This is a genomic window from Clavibacter capsici, assembly GCF_001280205.1.
Classification (GTDB): Bacteria; Actinomycetota; Actinomycetes; order Actinomycetales; family Microbacteriaceae; genus Clavibacter; species Clavibacter capsici.
On the sequence record NZ_CP012573.1, the window covers coordinates 1,190,428 to 1,211,142 of the forward strand.

The 20,715-nt window shown below is 76.9% G+C and carries 16 protein-coding genes and 1 pseudogene; 7 read left to right on the forward strand and 10 right to left on the reverse strand.

All coding sequences use genetic code 11. The annotated features are described in order from the left end of the window. Positions 1-16 precede the first annotated feature (16 nt). Positions 17-667, forward strand: coding sequence for a hypothetical protein (locus tag AES38_RS05670; protein WP_053774153.1), 651 nt, complete (start codon positions 17-19; stop codon positions 665-667). A gap of 71 nt (positions 668-738) precedes the next feature. Continuing rightward, entirely contained in the window at positions 739-933 is a 195-nt protein-coding gene (locus AES38_RS05675) for a hypothetical protein (RefSeq protein ID WP_053774154.1), read from the forward strand. A 92-nt stretch (positions 934-1,025) separates the two neighbouring features. Here AES38_RS05675 and AES38_RS05680 read toward each other — a convergent pair whose 3' ends face one another. Both AES38_RS05680 and AES38_RS05685 read right to left on the reverse strand, forming a co-directional pair. Beyond that, positions 1,026-2,786: a DEAD/DEAH box helicase gene (locus AES38_RS05680; RefSeq protein WP_053774155.1), complete on the reverse strand. Its 1,761-nt coding sequence runs from the start codon at positions 2,784-2,786 to the stop codon at positions 1,026-1,028. An 86-nt stretch (positions 2,787-2,872) separates the two neighbouring features. Next, a complete protein-coding gene (locus AES38_RS05685; protein WP_053774156.1) occupies positions 2,873-3,736 on the reverse strand; it encodes a class I SAM-dependent methyltransferase in 864 nt (287 codons plus the stop codon). 47 nt (positions 3,737-3,783) lie between these two features. Here AES38_RS05685 and AES38_RS15435 point away from each other — a divergent pair. Next, a pseudogene (locus tag AES38_RS15435) lies at positions 3,784-4,356 on the forward strand (helix-turn-helix domain-containing protein); the annotation flags it as partial. 76 nt (positions 4,357-4,432) lie between these two features. Here AES38_RS15435 and AES38_RS16485 read toward each other — a convergent pair. From AES38_RS16485 to nirB, 5 genes are all read right to left on the reverse strand, one after another. Next, positions 4,433-5,551 (reverse strand): PASTA domain-containing protein, encoded by a 1,119-nt coding sequence (locus AES38_RS16485; protein ID WP_306453491.1) that lies wholly within the window; start codon positions 5,549-5,551, stop codon positions 4,433-4,435. Between the two features lie 572 nt (positions 5,552-6,123). Then, the gene (locus tag AES38_RS15815; protein ID WP_157883512.1) at positions 6,124-6,288 is read right to left on the reverse strand and encodes a hypothetical protein; all 165 of its coding nucleotides are present in this window, start codon (positions 6,286-6,288) and stop codon (positions 6,124-6,126) included. Between the two features lie 144 nt (positions 6,289-6,432). Next, positions 6,433-7,620, reverse strand: coding sequence for a uroporphyrinogen-III synthase (locus tag AES38_RS05695; protein WP_053775688.1), 1,188 nt, complete (start codon positions 7,618-7,620; stop codon positions 6,433-6,435). A gap of 20 nt (positions 7,621-7,640) precedes the next feature. Further along, entirely contained in the window at positions 7,641-8,705 is a 1,065-nt protein-coding gene (cobA, locus tag AES38_RS05700; RefSeq protein ID WP_053774157.1) for a uroporphyrinogen-III C-methyltransferase, read from the reverse strand. A 3-nt stretch (positions 8,706-8,708) separates the two neighbouring features. Beyond that, a complete protein-coding gene (gene nirB / locus AES38_RS05705; RefSeq protein WP_081001849.1) occupies positions 8,709-11,363 on the reverse strand; it encodes a nitrite reductase large subunit NirB in 2,655 nt (884 codons plus the stop codon). A 249-nt stretch (positions 11,364-11,612) separates the two neighbouring features. Here nirB and nirD point away from each other — a divergent pair, with 249 nt between their 5' ends. From nirD to AES38_RS05725, 4 genes are all read left to right on the forward strand, one after another. Beyond that, positions 11,613-12,689 (forward strand): nitrite reductase small subunit NirD, encoded by a 1,077-nt coding sequence (nirD, locus tag AES38_RS05710; RefSeq protein WP_081001850.1) that lies wholly within the window; start codon positions 11,613-11,615, stop codon positions 12,687-12,689. Between the two features lie 122 nt (positions 12,690-12,811). Next, on the forward strand, positions 12,812-14,296 hold the full coding sequence (locus AES38_RS05715) for an MFS transporter (protein ID WP_072174618.1): 1,485 nt from the start codon (positions 12,812-12,814) through the stop codon (positions 14,294-14,296). After that, positions 14,296-16,488 (forward strand): molybdopterin oxidoreductase family protein, encoded by a 2,193-nt coding sequence (locus tag AES38_RS05720; RefSeq protein ID WP_072174619.1) that lies wholly within the window; start codon positions 14,296-14,298, stop codon positions 16,486-16,488. Before AES38_RS05715 ends, AES38_RS05720 begins: the two co-directional genes overlap by 1 nt. After that, positions 16,481-18,226: an FAD-dependent oxidoreductase gene (locus AES38_RS05725; protein ID WP_053774158.1), complete on the forward strand. Its 1,746-nt coding sequence runs from the start codon at positions 16,481-16,483 to the stop codon at positions 18,224-18,226. The genes AES38_RS05720 and AES38_RS05725 overlap by 8 nt, the downstream gene beginning before the upstream one ends. Before the next feature lie 42 nt (positions 18,227-18,268). Here the strand turns inward: AES38_RS05725 and AES38_RS05730 are convergent, their stop codons facing one another. From AES38_RS05730 to mobA, 3 genes are read right to left on the reverse strand one after another with little or no spacing between them, the layout of a single operon-like run. Next, on the reverse strand, positions 18,269-19,531 hold the full coding sequence (locus tag AES38_RS05730) for a molybdopterin-binding protein (protein WP_053774159.1): 1,263 nt from the start codon (positions 19,529-19,531) through the stop codon (positions 18,269-18,271). Next, positions 19,528-19,950 (reverse strand): DUF6457 domain-containing protein, encoded by a 423-nt coding sequence (locus tag AES38_RS16105; protein ID WP_072174620.1) that lies wholly within the window; start codon positions 19,948-19,950, stop codon positions 19,528-19,530. The genes AES38_RS05730 and AES38_RS16105 overlap by 4 nt, the downstream gene beginning before the upstream one ends. Beyond that, positions 19,940-20,707, reverse strand: coding sequence for a molybdenum cofactor guanylyltransferase (gene mobA / locus AES38_RS05740; RefSeq protein ID WP_081001851.1), 768 nt, complete (start codon positions 20,705-20,707; stop codon positions 19,940-19,942). Before mobA ends, AES38_RS16105 begins: the two co-directional genes overlap by 11 nt. Positions 20,708-20,715 lie beyond the last annotated feature (8 nt).

Consider the following 20,715-nt stretch of genomic DNA (forward strand, 5'->3'; position numbering starts at 1 on the left):
GGAAAAGAGTTTACGCATGAAGGTAAATCGGCGGCTCATCGCGATGGCTGCCTCCCTCGCCGTAGTAGCGGGCACATTGGTCGCGAGTCCGGCCGTGGCCGCTACGCAGCCCGGCCCGGAGCGTCACCATGCGCCGCCTCTCACAGCGGCGCAGATCGCCTCGGGTGAAGCCGCAGCGGCGAAGATCCGCGGCCTCCGGGACACGATCACCACCGTGCACGGGACAGTGCACTTCGATGCCGACGTCGCAATCGAGAGAGGAGCGCTTCCTCTCACCGTCCGGCAGGTGGCGGTCGGGATAGTCGCTGGCGGAGGCACCGTGTCAGGGATCACCGTCGATGACGACGAGGTCGCTGCTGTCGCTCGCATCATCCTCGATTCGAACTGCGTGGGCGAGACCGATTACTCCACCCAGTGGTTCGGGCATCAGCTGAAGCTGAATTCCTGCGATGCGAATCGCCTCATCGGTGCACTCGCTGCTGGAGCGGGAATTGCCACCGTCGCCGCCATCATCACCTCGGAGACGGGCGTCGGGGGAATAGCGGGTGCCCTCATCGCCGGATTGCTTGCGATCGGTGGTGGCGCGCTCGCATTCTGCGCCGCCGATGGGAACGGTCTGATCGTCGATCAAGGGTGGAATGGTGTTCCGTGGTGCGCCGGACAGTGAATGCGACCCCACATGATGCCTGATCGGAATCCCGGGATCGCCTCGGCGGCGAGAAGAGGAGCGTGGCCTCGATGATGGTTCGACACCGGATCCTCTTCGTCACGACACTCACCGTCACCTCGGGCCTGTTGATCGCCGGTCTCATCGTGCTGGCGACCTCGGGACTCGATGACCTCCGTGGCAGGGGCTTGTGTCTCGCGGCCACGGGTCTCGGCATGATGTATGCCATAGGCCGCGGCGCCTGGCGCCGAGGTCATCGCCGCTGAGCGCGCCGTCCTGCTGAGCCGCCCATGATCGTCCTGACGACCGACGGCCCGCCGCCTCCAGGGAGGCGACGGGCCGTCGGGCGGTCAGCGGATCAGTCGCGGGGCTTGCGACCCCGACGCTCGGGGGCCGCGCCGCGCTCGGCGGCACGGGGGCCGCCGCGGTCGGGGCGGATGTCGATCGGCCGGCCGTTGATCTGCGTGCCCGACAGCCGGTCGAGCTTGTCCTGCGACAGGCCGGCCGGCAGCTCGACGAGCGAGAAGTCGGGGCGGATGTCGATGTGGCCGAAGTCCTCCCGGCTGAAGCCGCCCTCGTTCGCGAGCGCACCGACGATCTGGCGGGGCTCGACGCGGTGGCGGCGCCCGACGTCGATGCGGTACGTGGACATGTTCCCGCTGCCGCGCGCGGGACGGGCACGACGCTCGCCGCGGTCGTCGCCGTCGCGCGACGGGCGGTCGTCCCGGCGCTCGCGCTCGACGCGCGGCGGGCGGAGGTCGTCGGCCGAGAGGAGGAGCGGGGTGTCTCCCTGCGCCACGATGGCGAGCGCGGCGGCCACGTCGGACTCGACGACGTCGTGGTGGGTGACGTAGTGGCCCACGATGTCGCGGAAGGCGTCGAGGCGCTCGCGGTCCTGGAGCGCGGCCGTGATGGCGTCGTCGAAGCGCGTGAGGCGCGTGACGTTCACGTCCTCCGCGCTCGGCATGCGCATCTCGGTGAGCGGCTGGCGCGTGGCCTTCTCGATCGCGGTGAGGAGGCGGCGCTCGCGCGGCGTGACGAAGCTGATCGCCGCGCCGCTGCGTCCCGCGCGACCCGTCCGGCCGATGCGGTGGACGTACGACTCGGTGTCGATGGGGATGTCGTAGTTGACGACGTGGCTGATCCGGTCGACGTCGAGCCCGCGGGCGGCGACGTCGGTGGCGACGAGGATGTCGAGCTTGCCGGACTTCAGCTGGTCGACCGTGCGCTCGCGCTGTGCCTGCGCGACGTCGCCGGAGATGGCCGCCGCCGCGTACCCGCGAGCGCGCAGCTTCTCGGCGAGCGTCTCGGTCTCGTTCTTGGTGCGGACGAACACGATCATGCCCTCGAAGTTCTCGACCTCGAGGATCCGCGTGAGGGCGTCGACCTTCTGCGGGTACGACACCATGAGGTAGCGCTGCGTGGTGTTCGCGGAGGTCGTGGTCTTCGCCTTGACCGTGATCTCCTCGGGGTCCTGCAGGTACTTGCCCGAGATGCGGCGGATCTGCGCGGGCATCGTCGCCGAGAACAGCGCGATCTGCTTCGACTTCGGGGTGTCCGCGAGGATCGTCTCCACGTCCTCCGCGAAGCCCATCTTGAGCATCTCGTCGGCCTCGTCGAGCACGAGGTACTTGAGCTCCGAGAGGTCGAGGGTGCCCTTGTCGAGGTGGTCCATGATCCGGCCGGGGGTGCCGACGACCACGTGCACGCCGCGGCGGAGGGCCGACAGCTGCACGCCGTAGCCCTGGCCGCCGTAGACGGGCAGCACGTGCACGCCGCGCATGCCGGACGCGTAGCGCTCGAACGCCTCGCACACCTGGAGCGCGAGCTCGCGGGTGGGCGCGAGCACGAGGGCCTGCGGCGTCTTCTGGGACACGTCGAGGTTGCTGAGGATGGGCAGCGCGAACGCGGCCGTCTTGCCGGTGCCGGTCTGCGCGACGCCGAGGACGTCGCGGCCGGAGAGGAGGGAGGGGATGGTGGCGGCCTGGATCGCGGAGGGCGTCTCGTAGCCCACGTCCTTGAGGGCCTTGAGGACCTGGTCGGAGAGACCCAGGTCGCTGAAGGTCGTGCGGGGGGCGGCGTCCGCGTCGGGGGTGGATGCGGTGTCGTCAGTGCTCATCCCCCAACGGTAGGGGGTCGGCGGCGCCCGGCGCCCCACGCCGGGCGGGATCCGGGAGATGCGGGACGGGATGCGCGGGTGCCGGGTCAGCGCGGGCGGCGGCCGACGTAGGCCGTGCGGGTGCCGCGGAGGCGGAGGTCGGGGATCCGCGCGAGGGCGTGCGGGCCGTCGGCGTCGAGGAGCGCATCGAGGGCCGCGCGGTCGGCGGCGTCCAGGCGGTCGGCTGAGCGATCCCGCACGCGGGCCAGCCAGGCCCGGGCGTAGGGGAGCGTCGCGGACCCGGCGATCGGATCCGCCGGGTCGGGGTCGATGGGGAACGCGCGCGTCGCGACGTCGACGAGGCCCGCGTCCTCGAGCCACGGCGCCCAGTCGGGATGCGAGGGGCCCCCGGTGCCGCCGTGCGTGACGGCGTCGTCGAGGCGGTCGGCGAGGCCCGGGCGGGCGAGCGCGGGGTCGAGGTCGTCGGGCAGGAAGCGCGGCGGGCCGTCCATCTCGACGACCGCGAGGATCCCGCCGGGCGCGAGGCCGTCGCGGACCCGGGCGAGGAGCCGCGCGGGATCGGCGACCTCGTGCAGCACGAGCGACGCCCAGACGACGTCGGCGGGCGGCAGGGCGGGCCAGCGGTCGTCGAGGTCGGCGCGCACGGGATGGATCCGGTCGGCGAGGCCGTCGACGACGGCGCGCTCGGCGACGCGGGCCAGCATCGCGTCGCTCGCGTCGACCGCGTGCACGTCGGCCCGGCCGAAGCGCCGCGCCAGCGCGACGGTGCCGGTGCCGGTCCCCGCGCCCAGGTCGACGACGACGCGGCCGGCGGTGTCGCGGGCGAGGCGGCGGATCCACGTGGTCACCTCCAGCAGGTGCCGGTGCAGGATCCGGGCGTCGAGGTCGAGCATCATGGCGAGGGACGGGTCGGCGGGGCCGGGGGCGGCGTGGGCGTGAGGGTGGGGCATGCCCCCATGCTCGCGGTGTCGTGCTCGACGCGCATACGATCTTGCCCATGACGCAAGAGACCGACCTCGACGCCCTCGTCCGCCAGCGCATCCGCGGCCTCCGCGAGGCCCGCGGCTGGTCGCTCGACGCGCTCGCCGCGCGCTGCTTCCTCAGCCCGTCGACGCTCAGCCGCATCGAGACGGGGCACAGGCGGATCGCGCTCGACCAGCTCGTGCCCATCGCGCAGGCCCTCGAGACCACGCTCGACGCGCTCATCGAGTCGGGCGACGACGCCGACGTCGTGATCCGCCCGCACGTGGACGAGCAGGCGGGGCGCACCACGTGGGTGCTCTCGCGCGGCGGCAGCTCGTCCGGCGTCTTCGTGGCGAAGATGCGCATGACGCCGACGCGCCCGTTCCCGGTCGACCAGCTCGGCGTGCACCCGGGCCGGGACTGGTTCACGGTGCTGTCCGGCACCGCGCGGTTGCAGCTGGGGGAGCGCACGATCCTCGTGGAGGCGGGCGACGCGGCGGAGTTCTCGACCATGGTGCCGCACGCGATCAGCGCGCACCGCGGCGTCACGGAGGTGCTCACGATCCTCGACCGAGACGGGCAGCGGGCGCACCTGCGGACGCCGGGGCGGGGCGCGCGGACGCGTCCGCGGCGGACGCCCGTGCGGCCGAGGGCGGCGGGGCGGACGGCGGGTCCGGGGAGGGCTAGCCCGCTGCGGGAGGCGTCTCGGGGGCGGGCTCCGCGCCCGGGTCGACCGTCGGGGGGACCTCGGGCGGGACCGTGGGCTGGGGCGGCTCGACCGGGGGCGTCGTGGGCTCGACCGGCGGGTCCACGGGCGGGTCGACGGGCGGATCCACCGGGGTGGGCGTCGTCGGGTCGGGCGCGGGGACCGTCGGCGGGGTGGTGGGGTCGGTCGGCGTCGTGGGAGCGGGCGAGCTGGGGGAGCCGTCGTCGCCGCCGTCGTCGCCGGATCCGCCGTTCCCGGTTCCCGGCGGCGTGCCCGGGTCCGTGGATCCGCCGCCGCTGCTGCCGCTGCCGCCGCCCGTGCCGGGGCCCGGGGTGTACGGCCCGGTGCCCGGCCGCGTGCCGGGCCGTGCCGGGACGCCGGGGGCCTTCGGGACGACCGGCAGGGCGATGCGGTCGGGAGCGGGGGTGGCGAGCGTGAGGGTCACCGTCGTGCCGGGGGCGACGCGCGTGCCGGCGGCCGGATCCTGGCTCGCGACGATGCCGACGTCCTGGCGCACGAGCGCGCCGCCCCCGGTGCCGGCGAACGCGATGCCGAAGCCGGCGGCCGCGAGCGTGTCGCCCGCGTCGACGGCACGCATGCGGACGACGTCGACCATCTCCACCAGGCCGTCGGCGGAGACGGGGAGCGGGTTCGCGGGATCGGTGGAGACGGGCACGGGCCGGGCGTCGGAGATCTCGATGGCGTCGGGGTCGGCGACCGTGTCGCGTGCGGTGTCGGGGAGGGCCGCGGCCACGGCGCCGGTCGCGATGAGCGCGAGCGCGAGGCCGGCCGCGACGCCGCCGGTCGCGCGCGTGCGGATGCCGGGGATCCACGCGGCGCCGTTGCGGACCAGCGGGACGAGGCCGGCGATGAGCGCGACCGCGCCGAGCGCGATGAGGAGGCCGGGGATCCCGGCGATGACGGCGGCGGCGACGACGAGCACCGCGGCGACCGCGAGGGCCGCCCACGGCCACGTGCTGCGACCGCGGAGGGCGGGCGCGGTGGTCGTGGTGCGCGGGGTCGGGGCGGACGCCGCGGTGGACGCGGCGCGGGGCGGCGCGGGGACGGCGTCGCGGGGCGCGAGGGCGCCGGCCACCGAGGCCGGCGCGGACGCGGGGCGTCGTCGGGGCGCCCGCGGGCGGGGCGGCGGGGGATCCCGGCGGCGGCACGGGCGTGCCGGTGGGCGGCGCGAGCGGGTAGCCGGCGGGCGGGACCACGGGCGATCCCGTGGGCGGCGCGAGCGGCGGACCGACGGGCGGCGCGTCCGCGGGCGGTGCGTCGGCGGGGGTCTCGGCGGCGGATCCCGCGGGCGTCGCCGGAGCGGCGTCCGCGGCGGCGTCCGCGGCGGCGGGCGCGTAGCCCGCGGGGAGCGGGGACTCCGTGATGAGGCTCGGCTCGGGCGTCGACGACGCGCGGCCCGGGAACACGCGACGGCCGGACACGAGCGCCGTCCAGCGCGACCCGTCCCAGAAGCGCTGGTCGCCCGCGCCGTCGCCGTACCAGCCGGGCTCGTCGGACGACGGCGTGATCGACGTCGGGGACGCGGGCGGCGGGGTCGACGACATGGTGCTCCTCAGGTGGAGAAAAGTCTCCTCCGCTCACAGTAGGCGGCGGTCCCGCGGCCGGGAAGCCCGCACGCGTCGCCGGGGCGGCCCGCGCCACCCCCAGTCAGGGGCGCGGCGCGAGGTCCACCGCGACGCTCCGCGTGCCGGCGTGGCGGAAGCCGTCGGCGCTGCCGGCGAAGGCGACGCAGGTCGGATCCCCCGGGAGCGGGGCGACGACGACGGGGACGGCCGCGCGGGGAGCGACGAGGGCGGTGGGGGCGACGGACACGGGCACGGGATCCTCCTGATCTCCCCGCCCGGGCGGGCGGTGCACCCAGGCTCGCGGACGGGGATCCGGCGCGCGTCCTCCTCGCGGCCCCCGGCCCTCCTCCCGCGGCACGAGATGCGGAGGGCCGAGAGGACAGGCCGCGGCTCAGGCGACGGTGAGCCGGTACCCGCGCTTGATGACGGTCTGGATGATGCCGCCGTCGGGCAGCGACCGCCGCAGCCGCGAGATGGCGACGTCGACCGCGTGGTCGTCGAGCACCTCCGGCGTGGCGCGGGCGAGGACCCGGCGGGGCACGGTCGCGCCCTCGGCCGACACGAGCGCCCGGAACAGCGCGAGCGGGACGGGGCTGAGGGTGAGGCGCTCGCCGTCGATAACCACGAGGCGGCCGCGGAGCTCGACGGTGCCGTGCTGCGTGGCGACGCGCGCGACCCCGGACTCCTCCAGGTGCGCGCACACGAGCCGGATCAGAGCGCCCATGCGGAAGCGGTCGGGCGTGATCGGGAGGATCCCCGCCTCCACGAGCGGCGCCGCGGTCACCGGGCCGACGGCCGCCGCGACCACCATCGTGCGCAGCGCCTCCTGCAGGTCCTCGAGCCGGCCGGCCGCGTCCGCCGTGGTGAACAGGGCCTCGACGGCGGGCGCGCTCGTGAAGGTGACCGCGTCGATCCCGCCGGTGCACACCGCCTCGACGAGTCGCAGCACCCGCGCCGAGTCCTCGTGCACCGTCCAGCGGTACGGCGCGACCGTGAGCACGCGGGCGCCGGCGGCCTCCAGGCGGGCGAGCTGCACCGGATCCGTGAAGCCGTGCAGCTGCACCGCCACCGTCGCCCCGTCGACGTCGCCCCGGAGCACCAGGTCGACGAGCGACGTGGTGGTCTCGCGCTCGCTCATGCCGTGGTCGTCGAGGGAGGCGGCGCGGATGGCGCCGCGCGCCTTGGGGCCGCGGACCAGGATCCGCGCCTCGGCGAGGACCTCGGTCAGCTCGTCGCCGATGCCGGCGGCATCGGCCGCCTCGAACCAGCGGCGGATGCCGTAGGAGGTGGTCGCGAGCAGGATCCCGGGACGGGCCCGGATGATCGCCCGGGTCTCGGCCTCGAGCGCGGAGTCGTCGCTCACGCCGGTCATGCGGATCGTGGGGGCGTGCATCACGTCGGCGCCGCGGCGCTCGAACGCGGCGATGAGGTCCTCGGAGCGCCGGTCGGAGGTGACGGCGATGCGGAAGCCCTCGAGCTGGTCGGGGCGGAAGCCCGGTTCGGCGCCCGGGTCGGCCGCGGCGGCCGCAGCCGCGGCGGATCCGGCGGCAGGAGCGGGCAGGGCGTCGGATCCGGTCATGGCGGCCACTCCCTCGGCGGTCACGGCGTCGCCCGTGCCCGGCGCTCATCCTCCCATGGCGCGTGTCCCGCGGCCGCGGCCTCCTCGGCCCAGCCGGGGACCCGCACCACCTCGCCCACGACGATCACCGCGGGCGAGCGCGGGGCGACCGTGCCGAGGATCCCGGCGACGCCCCCGACGGTGGTGATCGTGGTGCGCTGGTCGATGGCGTAGCCGCGCTCGACGATCGCGAGCGGCATGTCGACGCGCATGCCGTGGCGCTGGAGGCCCGCCGCGAGGTGGGGGAGCGTGTTGACGCCCATGAGCACGACGAGCGTGCCGCCGAGCCCCACGAGGTGCCCGAGCTCCTCCTCGGAGAAGGGCACGTGGCCGGAGACGACCGTGAACGCGCGGCTCACCTCCCGGTGGGTGACGGGGATCCCGGCGGCGGCGGGCACCGCGACCGCGCTCGTGACGCCCGGCACGACGGTCACGGGCACGCCCGCGGCGCGGCACGCGATGACCTCCTCGCCGCCGCGCCCGAAGACGAACGGGTCGCCGCCCTTGAGGCGGACGACCCGGAGGCCGCGGGACGCGTGCTCCACGAGCAGCTCCTCGATCCGGCGCTGCGGCACCGCGTGGTGGCCGGGGGTCTTGCCGACGTCGACGAGCTCCGCGCCGGGGGCGAAGGCGGCCACGTCGTCGGTGGGGCCGAGGCGGTCGTGCAGCACGACGTCGGCCTCGGCGAGGGCGGCGCGCGCGGCGACGGTCATGAGGCCCGGATCCCCCGGGCCGCCGCCCACGAGGGTCACGTGCCCGAGCGGCGTCGGCGCGGTGCCCTCCCGCACCTGGAACCAGACGCGCTCGGCCCGGCAGGCCTCGGCGACGGCGGCGCGGCGGACCGGATCGCCCTCCACCCAGAGCACGAGGTCGGGCAGCGGCCGGCCGTCGAGGGCCGCGGCGTCGAGCGCGGCGCCCGCGGCGTGGTCGGGCACGAGCTCCACGTCGGCGCCGTCCGCGGCGAGGGCCGCGGTGATCCGGCGGGTGGCGGCCGGACCACCCACCACGACGACGCGGCGGCCCTGGACATCGAGGGGGATCGACACGGCTCACACCTTCCGGACGGGGATGGACGGTCCCGACAGCATGACGGATCCGTCGCGCTCCTCCGGGAAGGCGGGCCGCCGCTGGCCGCGCTCCTCGACGCGGGCGAGCGACGGGTCGGGGGTGGTCGGCGCGTTGACGAACGAGCGGAAGCGGCGCAGCCGGTCGGGGTCCGCGAGCGTCGCCGCCCACTCGTCCTCGTAGCCGTCGACCTGCAGCGCCATCGCCTGCTCGAGCTCCGCGGCGATGCCGAGCGCGTCCTCCACGACCACCCGGTGCACGTGCTCCAGGCCGCCCTCGAGCTCCTCCTGCCAGCGGGCCGTGCGCTGCAGCCGCTCGGCCGTGCGCACGTAGTACATGAGGTACCGGTCGATGTAGCGGATGAGGGTCTCGTCGTCGAGGTCCTTGGCGAGCAGCTGCCCGTGGGCGGGCGTGAAGCCGCCGTTGCCGCCGACGTAGAGGTTCCAGCCGGTCTCGGTCGCTATCACGCCGATGTCCTTGGCGCGCGCCTCCGCGCACTCGCGCGCGCAGCCGGAGACGCCCATCTTGAACTTGTGCGGCGATCGCACCCCGCGGTAGCGCAGCTCCAGGTGGACGGCCATGGCGACGGCGTCCTGCACGCCGTAGCGGCACCACGTGGATCCGACGCACGACTTCACGTTGCGGAGCGCCTTGCCGTACGCCTGGCCGGACTCGAAGCCGGCGTCGACGAGGATCCGCCAGATCTCGGGCAGCTGCTCCAGCCGGGCGCCGAACATGTCGATGCGCTGCCCGCCGGTGATCTTCGTGTAGAGGTCGTACCGCTCCGCCACCTCCGCGATGACCTTGAGCTTCGCGGGCGTGATCTCGCCGCCGGGGATGCGCGGGACGACCGAGTAGGTGCCGTCCTTCTGCATGTTGGCGAGCGCGCGGTCGTTGGTGTCCTGCAGCGGTCCCTGGCCGGCGTCGAGGATGTAGCCCTTCGTCTGGGTGGCGAGCACGGACGCCACCACGGGCTTGCAGACGTCGCAGCCGAGGCCGGAGCCCAGGCGCTCGAGGACCTGCGCGGCGGAGGTGAGCCCGAGGATACGCACGGTCTCGAACAGCTCGCTGCGGCTCATGCCGAAGTGCTCGCAGAGGGCGCGCGACACCTCGACGCCGGCGGCCTCGAGCTCGGTGTCGAGGATCTTCTTCACGAGCGGCACGCACGACCCGCACTGGGTACCGGCGCGGCTGCACGCCTTGAGCTCGCCGAGGTCGGTGCAGCCGGGGGCGCCGTCGGATCCGCGGATCGCGTGGCGGACGTCGCCCGCGCTCACGTCGTTGCAGGAGCAGACCTGCACGTCGTCGGGGAGGTCGGTCGCGGCGGGCGGCTCGGCGCCGGCGGCCGAGAGGTAGGCGCCGGGCTCGGATCCCAGCTCGCGGCCGAGCATCGGACGGAGCGCGCTGTACGGGGCCGCGTCGCCGACGAAGACGCCGCCGAGGAGGGTCCTGGCGTCGTCGCTCATCACGATCTTCTGGTACAGCCCGCGGGCCGGATCCGCGTAGACGACCTCGAGCGCGCCCTCCGCGCGGCCCATCGCGTCGCCGAAGGACGCCACCTCGACGCCCGCGAGCTTGAGCTTCGTGGCGTCGTCGATCCCGGGGAAGACGGCCTCGCCGCCCGTGATCCGGTCGGCCACGGTCTCCGCCATGGCGTTCGCGGGAGCGACGAGGCCCACGCACACGCCGTCGACCGCCGCGACCTCGCCGATCGCCCAGACGTGCGGGGCCGAGGTGCGGCACGCCTCGTCGATCGCGACGCCGCCGCGCGGGCCGAGCTCGAGCCCGGCGTCGCGCGCCAGCTCGTCGCGCGGCGTGATCCCGATGGAGAACACGACGACGTCGGCGGAGATCGTGCGGCCGTCGGTGAGCTCCACGCCGGTGACGCGGCCGGTCGGCGTCGTGAGGATCCGGGTGGGCCGGACCCCCAGGTGCAGCTCGATGCCGTGCCCGCGGATGATCCGGCCGAGCGCCTGCCCGGCGCCCTCGTCGAGCTGGGACGACATGAGCCAGCGCCCCGAGTGCACGACCGCCGAGCGCGAGCCCAGCGCGTGCACGCCGCCCGCGGCCTCGAGCCCGAGGAGCCCGCCGCCGACCGTGACCACGTTCGCGGGCCGCCCGTTCCGCTCGCGGAGGCGCTCGATCTCGGCCACGAGGTCGGCGACGTCGGCGAGCGTCCGGTACACGCACCCCGCCGCGGCGCCCTCGATGGGCGGCACGGTCGCGGAGGACCCCGTCGCGAGCACGAGCTCGTCGTAGGGGAGAACCGAACCGTCGTCGAGCGCCACCGTGCGCGCCGCCGGGTCGATGCGGGTCGCGAGACGGCCGGGCCGGCAGTCGAGCGCGACGTGGTCCCAGAACGCGGCCTCGCCGAGCGTCAGGTCGACCTCGCCGGCGAGGCGCTTCGAGAGCTGCACGCGGTCGTACGGGAGGTGCGGCTCGTCGCCGACCACGGTGATCCGGAGGTTGGGCGACGACGCGTCCGCGCGGGCCGCGAGCGACTCGGCGAGCCGGTGGGCCGCGGGGCCGCCGCCCACGACGACGACGCGGCGGACCCCGTCGGCGCCCGTGGTCGGGGACGCGGACGCGCCCGTCGGGACGGCGTGCGGGTCGGGCGGCGTGGCAGCTGGTGCGCTCATGACGGACCTCCTCCTCGGGTGTCCTCTCACGCTAGGGAGGGCCCGTTTCGGGGCCGTTGCCCCCGTGTCACGCCGTGTGACGCGCGCCTCACGCCGATCCCGGACGGCCGAGAGGTCTTCGTTACGCCGCCGTCACGGCGACGGTCGGAGACCGAAACACCGCGTCCCTAGCGTGGCCGACACGAGCCGCCCGGATCCGCGACGGGCCGCATCCACCGCACCACCGAGCACCCACCGCGAGGAGACCGCATGACCATGACGGAGGTCGCCGCGTCCGAGGCCGGCACGACGTCGACGGGCCCCTGGCTCGCCGTCTGCCGGCTCGACCAGCTGGAGCCGCTCTGGGGCGAGGCCGCGCTCGTCGGCGGCGAGCAGGTCGCGCTCCTCCGCCTGCCGGACGGGAGCGTGCGGGCCGTCGACCACGCGGATCCCGCGACCGGCGCCTTCGTGATGGCCCGCGGCATCGTCGGATCCCGCGGCGGCCGCACCACGATCGCCTCGCCGCTGCACAAGGACGTCTTCGACCTCGACTCGGGGGAGTGCCTGACGACGCCCGCCCTGCGGCTGCCCGTGTGGCGGAGCCGCGTGCGCGACGGCGTCGTGGAGGTGGCCCGCTCGGCGGCGCTCGTCGCGGCGTCGCACGGCACCTCGGATCCGGCCGGCCGCCGCGCGGTGACCGCGCTCGTGCAGGCCGTGCGGGAGGCCCGGCCCGACCTCCGCGTCGTGGACGCGCACGTCGACGTGCAGCAGCCCGACGTGCCCGCCGCCATGGACGCGCTCGACGACCCGTCACGCGCGGTCGTCGTGGTGCCGCTGCTCCTCAGCGCGGGCTACCACGTGCACGTCGACCTCGCCGAGGCCGCCGCCGACGCCGCGCCGCGCGAGGTGCGCGTGACGGGCGCGCTCGGGCCGGATCCGCGCCTCGCGACCGTGCTCGCCCGCCGCCTCCGCGAGGCCGGCCTCCGGGACGGCGACCGCGTCGTGCTGGCGGCCGCCGGATCCAGCGACGCGGGCGCCGTCGCCGACTGCCACGCCGTGGGCGGGATGCTCGCGGCGGAGCTCGGGCGCGAGGTCGTCACGTCGTTCATCTCGGCCGCGCGACCGCGCGTGCCCGCGGCCGTCCGCGCCGAGCGGGAGGCCCACCCGGGATCCCGCGTCGTCGTGGCCACCTACCTCCTCGCCCCCGGGTACTTCGCCACCCTCGCCGAGCGCGCGGGAGGGGATGCCACGAGCGCCCCGCTCCTCGTCGACGGCGAGGCGCCGCCCGCGGAGCTCGTCGACATCGTCGTCGAGCTGCACGAGTCGGCGGCCGTGCCCGTGCGCTGACCGCGCCCGGCCGACGCCGCCACCGCCCGCACCCCGGGCGCCGGCCATCCCGCTGCGCCCGCGGCCCCGCCTTCCCGCATCCGTCCTGCACGTCCCGCTCGACCACGACCAGGAGACCCGACATGACCGAACTCCTCCCGCCCGCGACCGAGCGCACCGCGCCCGCTCCCGCGCAGCCCGTCGCGCCGCCTGCCGCCGCGCCCGCCGCCCGCACCGTCGACGCGCACGGCGCCTCCGCCCCCGGGCTCACCTTCCGCGATGGCGCCGTCATCGACGGCTGGGACCCCGAGGACGCGACGCAGTGGGAGGGCGGCGGCTCCCGCATCGCCGCCCGCAACCTGCGCTGGTCGATCCTCGCCGAGTTCCTCGGGTTCGTCGTCTGGCAGCTGTGGTCGATCGTCGTGGTCCAGCTGCCGGCCGCGGGCTTCGACCTCTCCACGGGCCAGGTGTTCTGGCTCATCTCGATCCCGAGCCTCGTCGGCGCGACCCTCCGCTTCCCCTACACGTTCATGGTGCCGCGCTTCGGCGGCCGCAACTGGACGGTGATCTCGGCGCTCCTGCTGCTCATCCCCACGATCGCGCTCGCGGTGTGCGTCGGGAACCCGGACACCCCGTTCGGCGTGCTGCTCCTCGTGGCGGCGCTCGCGGGGTTCGGCGGCGGGAACTTCGCGAGCTCCATGTCGAACATCACCTACTTCTACCCGCAGAGCCGGAAGGGCTGGGCGCTCGGCCTCAACGCCGCGGGCGGCAACCTCGGCGCGTCGGTGGCGCAGCTCGTCGTGCCGCTCGTGATCACGGTGGGCGCGGCGGCCACGCTCGACCTGCCGCTCGCCGGCTGGATCTGGGTGCCGCTCATCCTCGTCGCCGCGTTCGGCGCGTGGCGGCGCATGGACAACCTGTCGCACGCGAAGGCCGACCTCACGGCGTCGCTCGCGGCGCTGAAGGAGCCGCACCTGTGGATCCTCGCGTTCCTCTACGTGGGCACCTTCGGCTCGTTCATCGGGTTCGCCGGCGTCTTCCCGAAGCTCATCTCCGACGAGTTCCCCGAGCTGTCGACCTTCGCGGTCGGCTCGGCGACGCTGTCGCTCGCGTTCCTCGGGTCGCTCATGGGATCCGTCGCCCGGCCGATCGGCGGCCGCCTCGCCGACCGGCACGGCGGCGCCGCGGTCACCATGGGCGCGTTCGTGGTGATGGGCCTCGCGGTGGTCGCGGTGATCATCACCCTCCCGCTCGGCAGCTTCCCGCTCTTCCTCGCGCTCCTCCTCGTGCTCTTCACGGCGAGCGGCATGGGCAACGGCGCGACGTACCGCATGATCCCCGCGGTGTTCGCGCTCCGCTCGGGCACCGCGCGCGCGGGCCGCTCGTCGGGCGACGTGGGCACGCAGCGGAAGACGGCGGCGGCGCTCGGCCTGATCTCCGGTCTCGGCGCGTACGGCGGCTTCATCATCCCGCAGGCGCTCAGCCTCTCGAAGACGGAGACGGGCGGCTACACGACCGGCCTCGGCGGGTTCGTCGTCGCCTACGCGCTGATGCTCGCGGTGACCGGGCTCGTCTACCTGCGGGCGGGCGGGATCCGCCGCGGGACCGCCGCCGGCGCGCGCGTCTGATGCCGGCGGTCGCCGAGGCGGGACCCGGCGCGGACGGCGGCACGGCCGCGGGCACGCGCGGGCACTGCCCGTACTGCGCGCTGCAGTGCGCGATGACGCTGACGCCGACGGGGGCGGGCGCCGCCGCCGGGGCCGCGTCGCCCGCCGGGCCCGTGCTGGAGGTGGCCGGCCGGGACTTCCCCACGAACCGCGGCGGGCTCTGCCGCAAGGGCTGGACGAGCGCGGAGGTGCTCACGGCGGCGGGCCGGCTCACGCACCCGCTCGTGCGGGACGCGTCCGGCGAGCTCGTCCGCGCCACGTGGGACGCGGCGCTCGACCTGGTCGCCGACAGCCTCCGCGACAGTCGCGCGCGGTTCGGCGTGGACTCCGTGGGCGTGTTCGGCGGCGGCGGGCTCACCAACGAGAAGGCGTACCAGCTCGGGAAGTTCGCGCGGATCGCGCTCGGCACCTCCAGGATCGACTACAACGGCCGGTTCTGCATGTCGTCGGCCGCCGCGGCCGGCAACCGCGCGTTCGGCGTCGACCGCGGCCTGCCGTTCCCCGTCGCCGACCTCGACGGCGCGTCGACGATCCTGCTGCTCGGCTCCAACGTCGCCGCGACCATGCCGCCGTTCATCGGCCACCTCGGCGGGGCGCGGGCCGCGGGCGGGCTCGTGGTGGTGGATCCGCGCCGCTCGGCCACGGCGCACCTCGCGGACGACGGGCAGGGGATCCACCTGCAGCCCGCGCCCGGGACCGACCTCGTGCTGCTGCTCGGCCTCATCCACGTCGTGCTCGCGGAGGGGCTCGCCGACGACGCGTACGTGGCCGCGCGCACCACGGGCCTCGACGCCGTGCGCCGGAGCGCCAACGCGTGGTGGCCGGAGCGCGTGCAGCAGGTGACGGGCGTCCCGGTCGCGGAGCTGCGCCGGGTGGCGCGGCGGCTCGCGGACGGACGCGGGACCTTCATCCTCACCGGCCGCGGCGTCGAGCAGCACGTCGACGGCACGGACACCGCGACGGCCGCCATCGACCTCGCGCTCCTGCTGGGGCTCCCGGGCCGGCCCGGATCCGGCTACGGCACCCTCACCGGCCAGGGCAACGGGCAGGGCGGGCGCGAGCACGGGCAGAAGTGCGACCAGCTGCCCGGCTACCGTCGGATCACCGACCCGGCCGCCCGCGCGCACGTCGCCGCGGTGTGGGGCGTCGACCCGGACACCATCCCCGGGCCCGGCGTGCCCGCGGTCGAGCTGCTCGGCGAGCTGGGGGAGCCCGGCGGGATCCGCTGCCTCCTCGTGCACGGATCCAACGTCGTCGTCTCCGCGCCCGACGTCACCGCCGTCCGCCGCGGCCTCGCGCGCCTCGACCTGCTCGTGGTGTGCGACCTCGTGCTCTCCGAGACCGCCGCGCTCGCCGACGTGGTCCTGCCCGTCACGCAGTGGGCCGAGGAGGAGGGCACCACGACCTCGCTCGAGGGCCGCGTGATCCGCCGCCGCCGCGCGATCGACCCGCCGCCGGAGGTGCGGAGCGAGCTCGAGGTGCTGGCGGAGCTCGCCCGGCGGCTCGGCGCGCCCTCCACCTGGCCGACCGACCCCGCCGTCGTGTTCGACGAGCTCGGGCGGGCGTCCGCGGGCGGGATCGCCGACTACTCGGGGCTCAGCCACGCGCTGCTCGACGACGACCAGGTCGCGGGCTTCTGGCCGTACCCGGCCGGATCCACGGGCACGCCGCGCCTCTTCGCCGACCGCTTCGCGCACCCCGACGGACGCGCGCGGCTCGTGGCCGTGACGCCGCGGGACGTGACCGCGGCCGATCCGGCGCCCGTCGGCGGCGCGCTCACCCTCGTCACCGGGCGGCTGCTCGAGCACTACCAGTCGGGCGCGCAGACGCGGCGGGTGCCCGAGCTGCAGGGCGCGCAGCCCGTGGCCCGGCTGCAGATCCACCCGGCCGCGGCCGTCCGGCTCGGCATCGTGCACGGCGCGCCCGTCGCGGTCCGGAACGCGCGCGGCGAGGTGCGGGCGGTCGCGGAGGTGACCGCGGGGATCCGGCACGACACGGTATTCCTGCCCTTCCACTACGCGGGATCCGAGTGCGCGAACCTGCTGACGGCCTCCTCGGTGGATCCCGTCTCGGCCATGCCCGAGTTCAAGCGCACGGCCGTGACGGTGCGTGCGCTCGCGACGCGGACGGACGCGGAGGCGGAGCGTGGCTGAGGCGGGGGACGGCGTGATCCGCGTGCTGGTCGTCGGCCACGGACCCGTCGCCGCGCGCCTCGTCGAGGGCCTCCTGCCGGCGGTGCGGGCGGGGATCCTCGCGGTCGTCGTCGTGGGCGCGGAGGACGGCGACCCGTACAACCGCGTGCTCGTCGCCGAGCACGCGGTGGGCCGCGCCGACCGAGAGCGCCTCGAGGTGGCCGACACGGCCGCGGCGGAGGCGGCCGGCGTGCGGGTGCTGCGGCACGACGCGGTGGTCACGATCGACCGCGGGCGCCGGGTCGCGACCCTGCACTCCGGCGAGGCGCTCGCGTACGACCGGCTCGTGCTGGCCACCGGCGCCCGCGCGCACGTGCCGCCCATGGACGGGCTCGAGGCGTCCCGGCACGCGCGCGGCGACGCCCCGCGGGATCCCGACGCGCTCGACCACGGGCGGCGTCCCCTCCCCGCGGGCGTCGTCGCGCTCCGCGACCTGCGGGACGCGCGCACGGTGCTCGCGGCCGTCCGGGCCGGACGGCGCATCGTCGTGCTCGGCGCGGGCGTGCTCGGCATGGAGCTGGCGCTCGCCGCGGCGGAGCAGGGGGCGGACGTCGTCGCCGTGCACCACGGCGACGTCCCCATGGCGCGCAACCTCGACCGCGGCGGAGGCCGCACCCTCAGCCACGCGGCCGATGCGGCGGGCGTCGCGATGGCCGCCCACGCCCGGGCCGAGGGCGTGCTGCTGCACGACCGCGGGACGGATGACGAGCGCTTCCAGGCGCTGCTGCTCGCGGACGGCGGGCGGATCGACGGCGACCTCCTCGTGCTGTCCTGCGGCGTCACGGCGCGCGACGAGCTGGCATCCGCCGCGGGCCTCGCGGTCGGGCGCGGCGTGCTCGTGGACGCCGGGCTCCGCAGCTGGACCGACCCGGCCGTCTTCGCGATCGGGGACTGCGCGCACGTCGCGGCGCCGGGATCCACGCGGGCCGACGGCCAGGTGCCGGGCGGGCCCTCCGGCCTCATCGGACCGGGCTGGCGGCAGGCCGACGCGCTCGCGGGGCTGCTCGCGGCGGAGGCGGAGGCCCGGCACGGGCGGGCGGCGGGATCCGCGGGCGGGCGCCCGCAGGCGACGCCCGACGCGCCGGCCGGCCCCGGCCCCGGCCCCGGCGGCGACGCCGGGCGTCCGCCCGTCGTGATGCTCAAGGCTGAGGGGGTCGACGTGGTCGCGGGCGGCGACGTGACCGCCGAGCCGTGGGACGACCCGCCCCCGCGGCGCCGCCGCCCCGGTCGTGCGCACGCCGCGTCCTGCGCCGCGGACGAGCCCGCGCCGGGCGCCGTGCCCGCCCCGCGCGAGGTGGCCGTGTGGACCGACCCGGCGCGCGGCGCGTACGTCAAGACCGTGACGCGCGACGGGATCCTCGTGGGCTTCGTCAGCGTCGGCATGCCGCGTGCGGGCGCCGAGCTCACGCTCCTGTTCGAGCGCCGCGGCGAGCTCCCGGCTGACCGCTCGGTGCTCCTCCGCCTCGACGCGGCCGACGCCGGGTCCCTGCCCACGGGGGATCCACTCGCGCCCGACGCGACCGTCTGCTGGTGCAACGGGGTCACCGCCGGCACGATCGCCGAGGCCGCCGCGGACGGCGCCGGCACGGTCGAGGAGATCGGCGCGTGCACGCGGGCGGGCACGGGGTGCGGCACGTGCCGGGGGCGGATCCAGGAGGTGCTCGCCTCCGCGGGCGGCCGGGCGGCGGCGCTGCTCTAGGGGAGCGGGCACGCCGACCCGGGCCGCGGACCGCGCGACGGCTCAGCCGGGCAGCGGGATCGCGCGCACGGCGTCCCCGGCCGGCGTGCCCGCCGACGGCACGACGGCGAGCGCATCCGCCGCGGCGAGACCGCGCAGCATGCCGGGTCCCTGCGCCGCGACCGGCACGAGCCGGCCGTCTTCGTCGAGGGCGCACGCGACGAGCCGGGTCGCGGATCCGCCGCCGGGCAGGTCGGCCGCCGCGGTCCACCGCGGCAGCGCGGGCACGGCGCGACCGGCGAGGCCGTCGGCGAGCGGCGGCGCGAACGACAGCAGGCACGCGATGGCGGCGAGCGGGTTGCCGGGCATGCAGAGGACCGCGCGGCCGTCGGGGAGCTCGGCGAGCATCACCGGGTGGCCGGGGCGCATGCGCACGGCGTCGACCAGGAGGCGGGCGCCGAGCCCGTCGAGGGCGGCGCGCACGTGGTCGGCGGGGCCGCGGGAGCTGCCGCCGGTGGTCACAACGAGCGGGGCGACGGCGCGGGCGAGCGCGTCGCGCGTGGCGCGGGGGTCGTCGGGGACGCGGGTCGCGGATCCGGCGGCGAGGCCGCACGCCGCGAGCAGGGCGGGGAGCGCGGGGCCGATGGCGTCGCGCACACGGCCGGGCGCGGGCACGCCGCGCGCGACGACCTCGTCGCCGAGGTGGATCACGTCGGCCGCGGCGGGCGCGGCCACCCGCAGCAGGTCGTGGCCTGCGGCGGCCGCCAGCCCGAGGCGGGCGGCGGTGAGCCGGGTGCCCGCGCGCAGCAGCACGTCGCCGCGCCGCGCCTCCTCGCCCGCGGGCCGGATCTCCGCGCCGGCACGCGCGCCGCCCGCGGGCGCGAGCGCGTTGACCCGGAGGATCCCGCCCGCGACGTCGCCGTGCTCGCTGCGGAGGACGCCCGCGGTCGCCGGCGGGACGGGCGCGCCCGTCGCGATGGGCCGGGCGTCACCCGGGCCGAGGGCGATCGCGGCGGGCGCGTGGCCCGCGAGCACGGGCGCGCCGACGCGCCAGGGTCCGTGGCCGGCGGATCCGACGGCCCAGCCGTCCATCGCCGAGACCGCGGTGCCGGGGAGGTCCGCGCGGGCGCGGAGGTCGTCGGCGAGGATCCGGCCGCCCGCGGCATCGAGGGCGACGGGCTCCGCGGCCGAAGGGAGCCCGTCGCGCAGCCGCGCGCCGAGCAGGTGCGCCGCGGCGCGGGCGTCGTCCCAGGGCGCGTCGCGGAGGGAGGCGGGCGGCGCGTCCGTCGGGGCGGCCGTCCCGGTCGCCGCGGCGGAGGGGGTCACGCGCGCCCGCCCAGGTCGGATTCGGGGACGGCCGGCACCTCGTCGGCGCGCAGCAGGTCGTCGCCGCCCACCGCGCTGCCGTCGGCGGCGACCGGGCCGACGGGATCCCGCAGGTGGTCGATCTCGGCCGTGATCTCCGCCGCGAGCCGCCGGGCGTCCGCCGCCCCGCCGCCCGCGCGGCCGACGGCGAGCCCCAGCAGGAACGTCGTGAGGGGCGCGGCCGGCCGGGCGATCCCGTGCGCGGCGTCGCGCGCGAGGTCGAGCACGAGGGAGACGTCCACCTCCTGCGCGGGCAGCTCGAGGAGGGCGGCGACGCGGTCGACCCAGTGCTCGAGGACCGCGGGATCCGTGGGCACGGCGGGCGCGGCGGGCGCGGCCGGGCCGGACGTCGGGGCGGCGGGGGAGGCGTCAGCGGGCATCGGTGATCCTGTCGTCGGGGAGGCGGAGCCCGTGGGCGTCCGCGTCGGCGGGCGTGTCGACGTCGGCGCAGAGGCGGGCGGGGAGGTCGGCGTGGGCGACGCGGTCCGCGTCGAGGGCGGCGACGACGCGGCGGAGCGACGCGCCGTCGAGCCCGGTCGCCGCGTCGACCGCGTCGAGCGCGGCCCGGAGCGGCGCCGCGCGGTAGAGGGCGAGGAGCGGCTGGGCGCGGCCTGCGGGGTCGCGGGCGAGGATCGCGTCCCGGCCGTCGGCGTGGGCGGCGTCGTGCCGGAGCGGCAGGAGGGCCGCGACCGCCTCGGGGGCGCGGGCGAGGTCGGCAGCCAGCACGAGGATCCAGGCGGTCGGCGCCGCGCGCGCGAGGTCGCGGACCCCGGCGGCGAGGGCCGCGGCGGGGCCGCCGTGCGCAGGGTCCTCGTCGACCAGCCGCGCGGATCCGGCCGCCCGCCGCTGCGCGTCCGTCGCCCCGCCCGGCCGGTTGCCCGCCCCGACGACGACGACGCGCGCGCACCCGGACGCGGCGCGCACCGCGTCCGCGAGGAGCGACGTGCCGTCGTCGGCGCGGACGAGCGCGGTCTTGTCGATGCCGCCGAGCCGCCGCGCGCGGCCGCCCGCGAGGATGACGGCGGCCGTGTCCGCGGCGTGGAGGGCCCCCGTCGTGCCCGGCTCGCCGCGAGCGGGGCGAGGAGGGCGGGCAGGGCGCGCGGGCACGGCGCGCACGTCGGTCGCTCCTCGGCTCACGGGTCCTC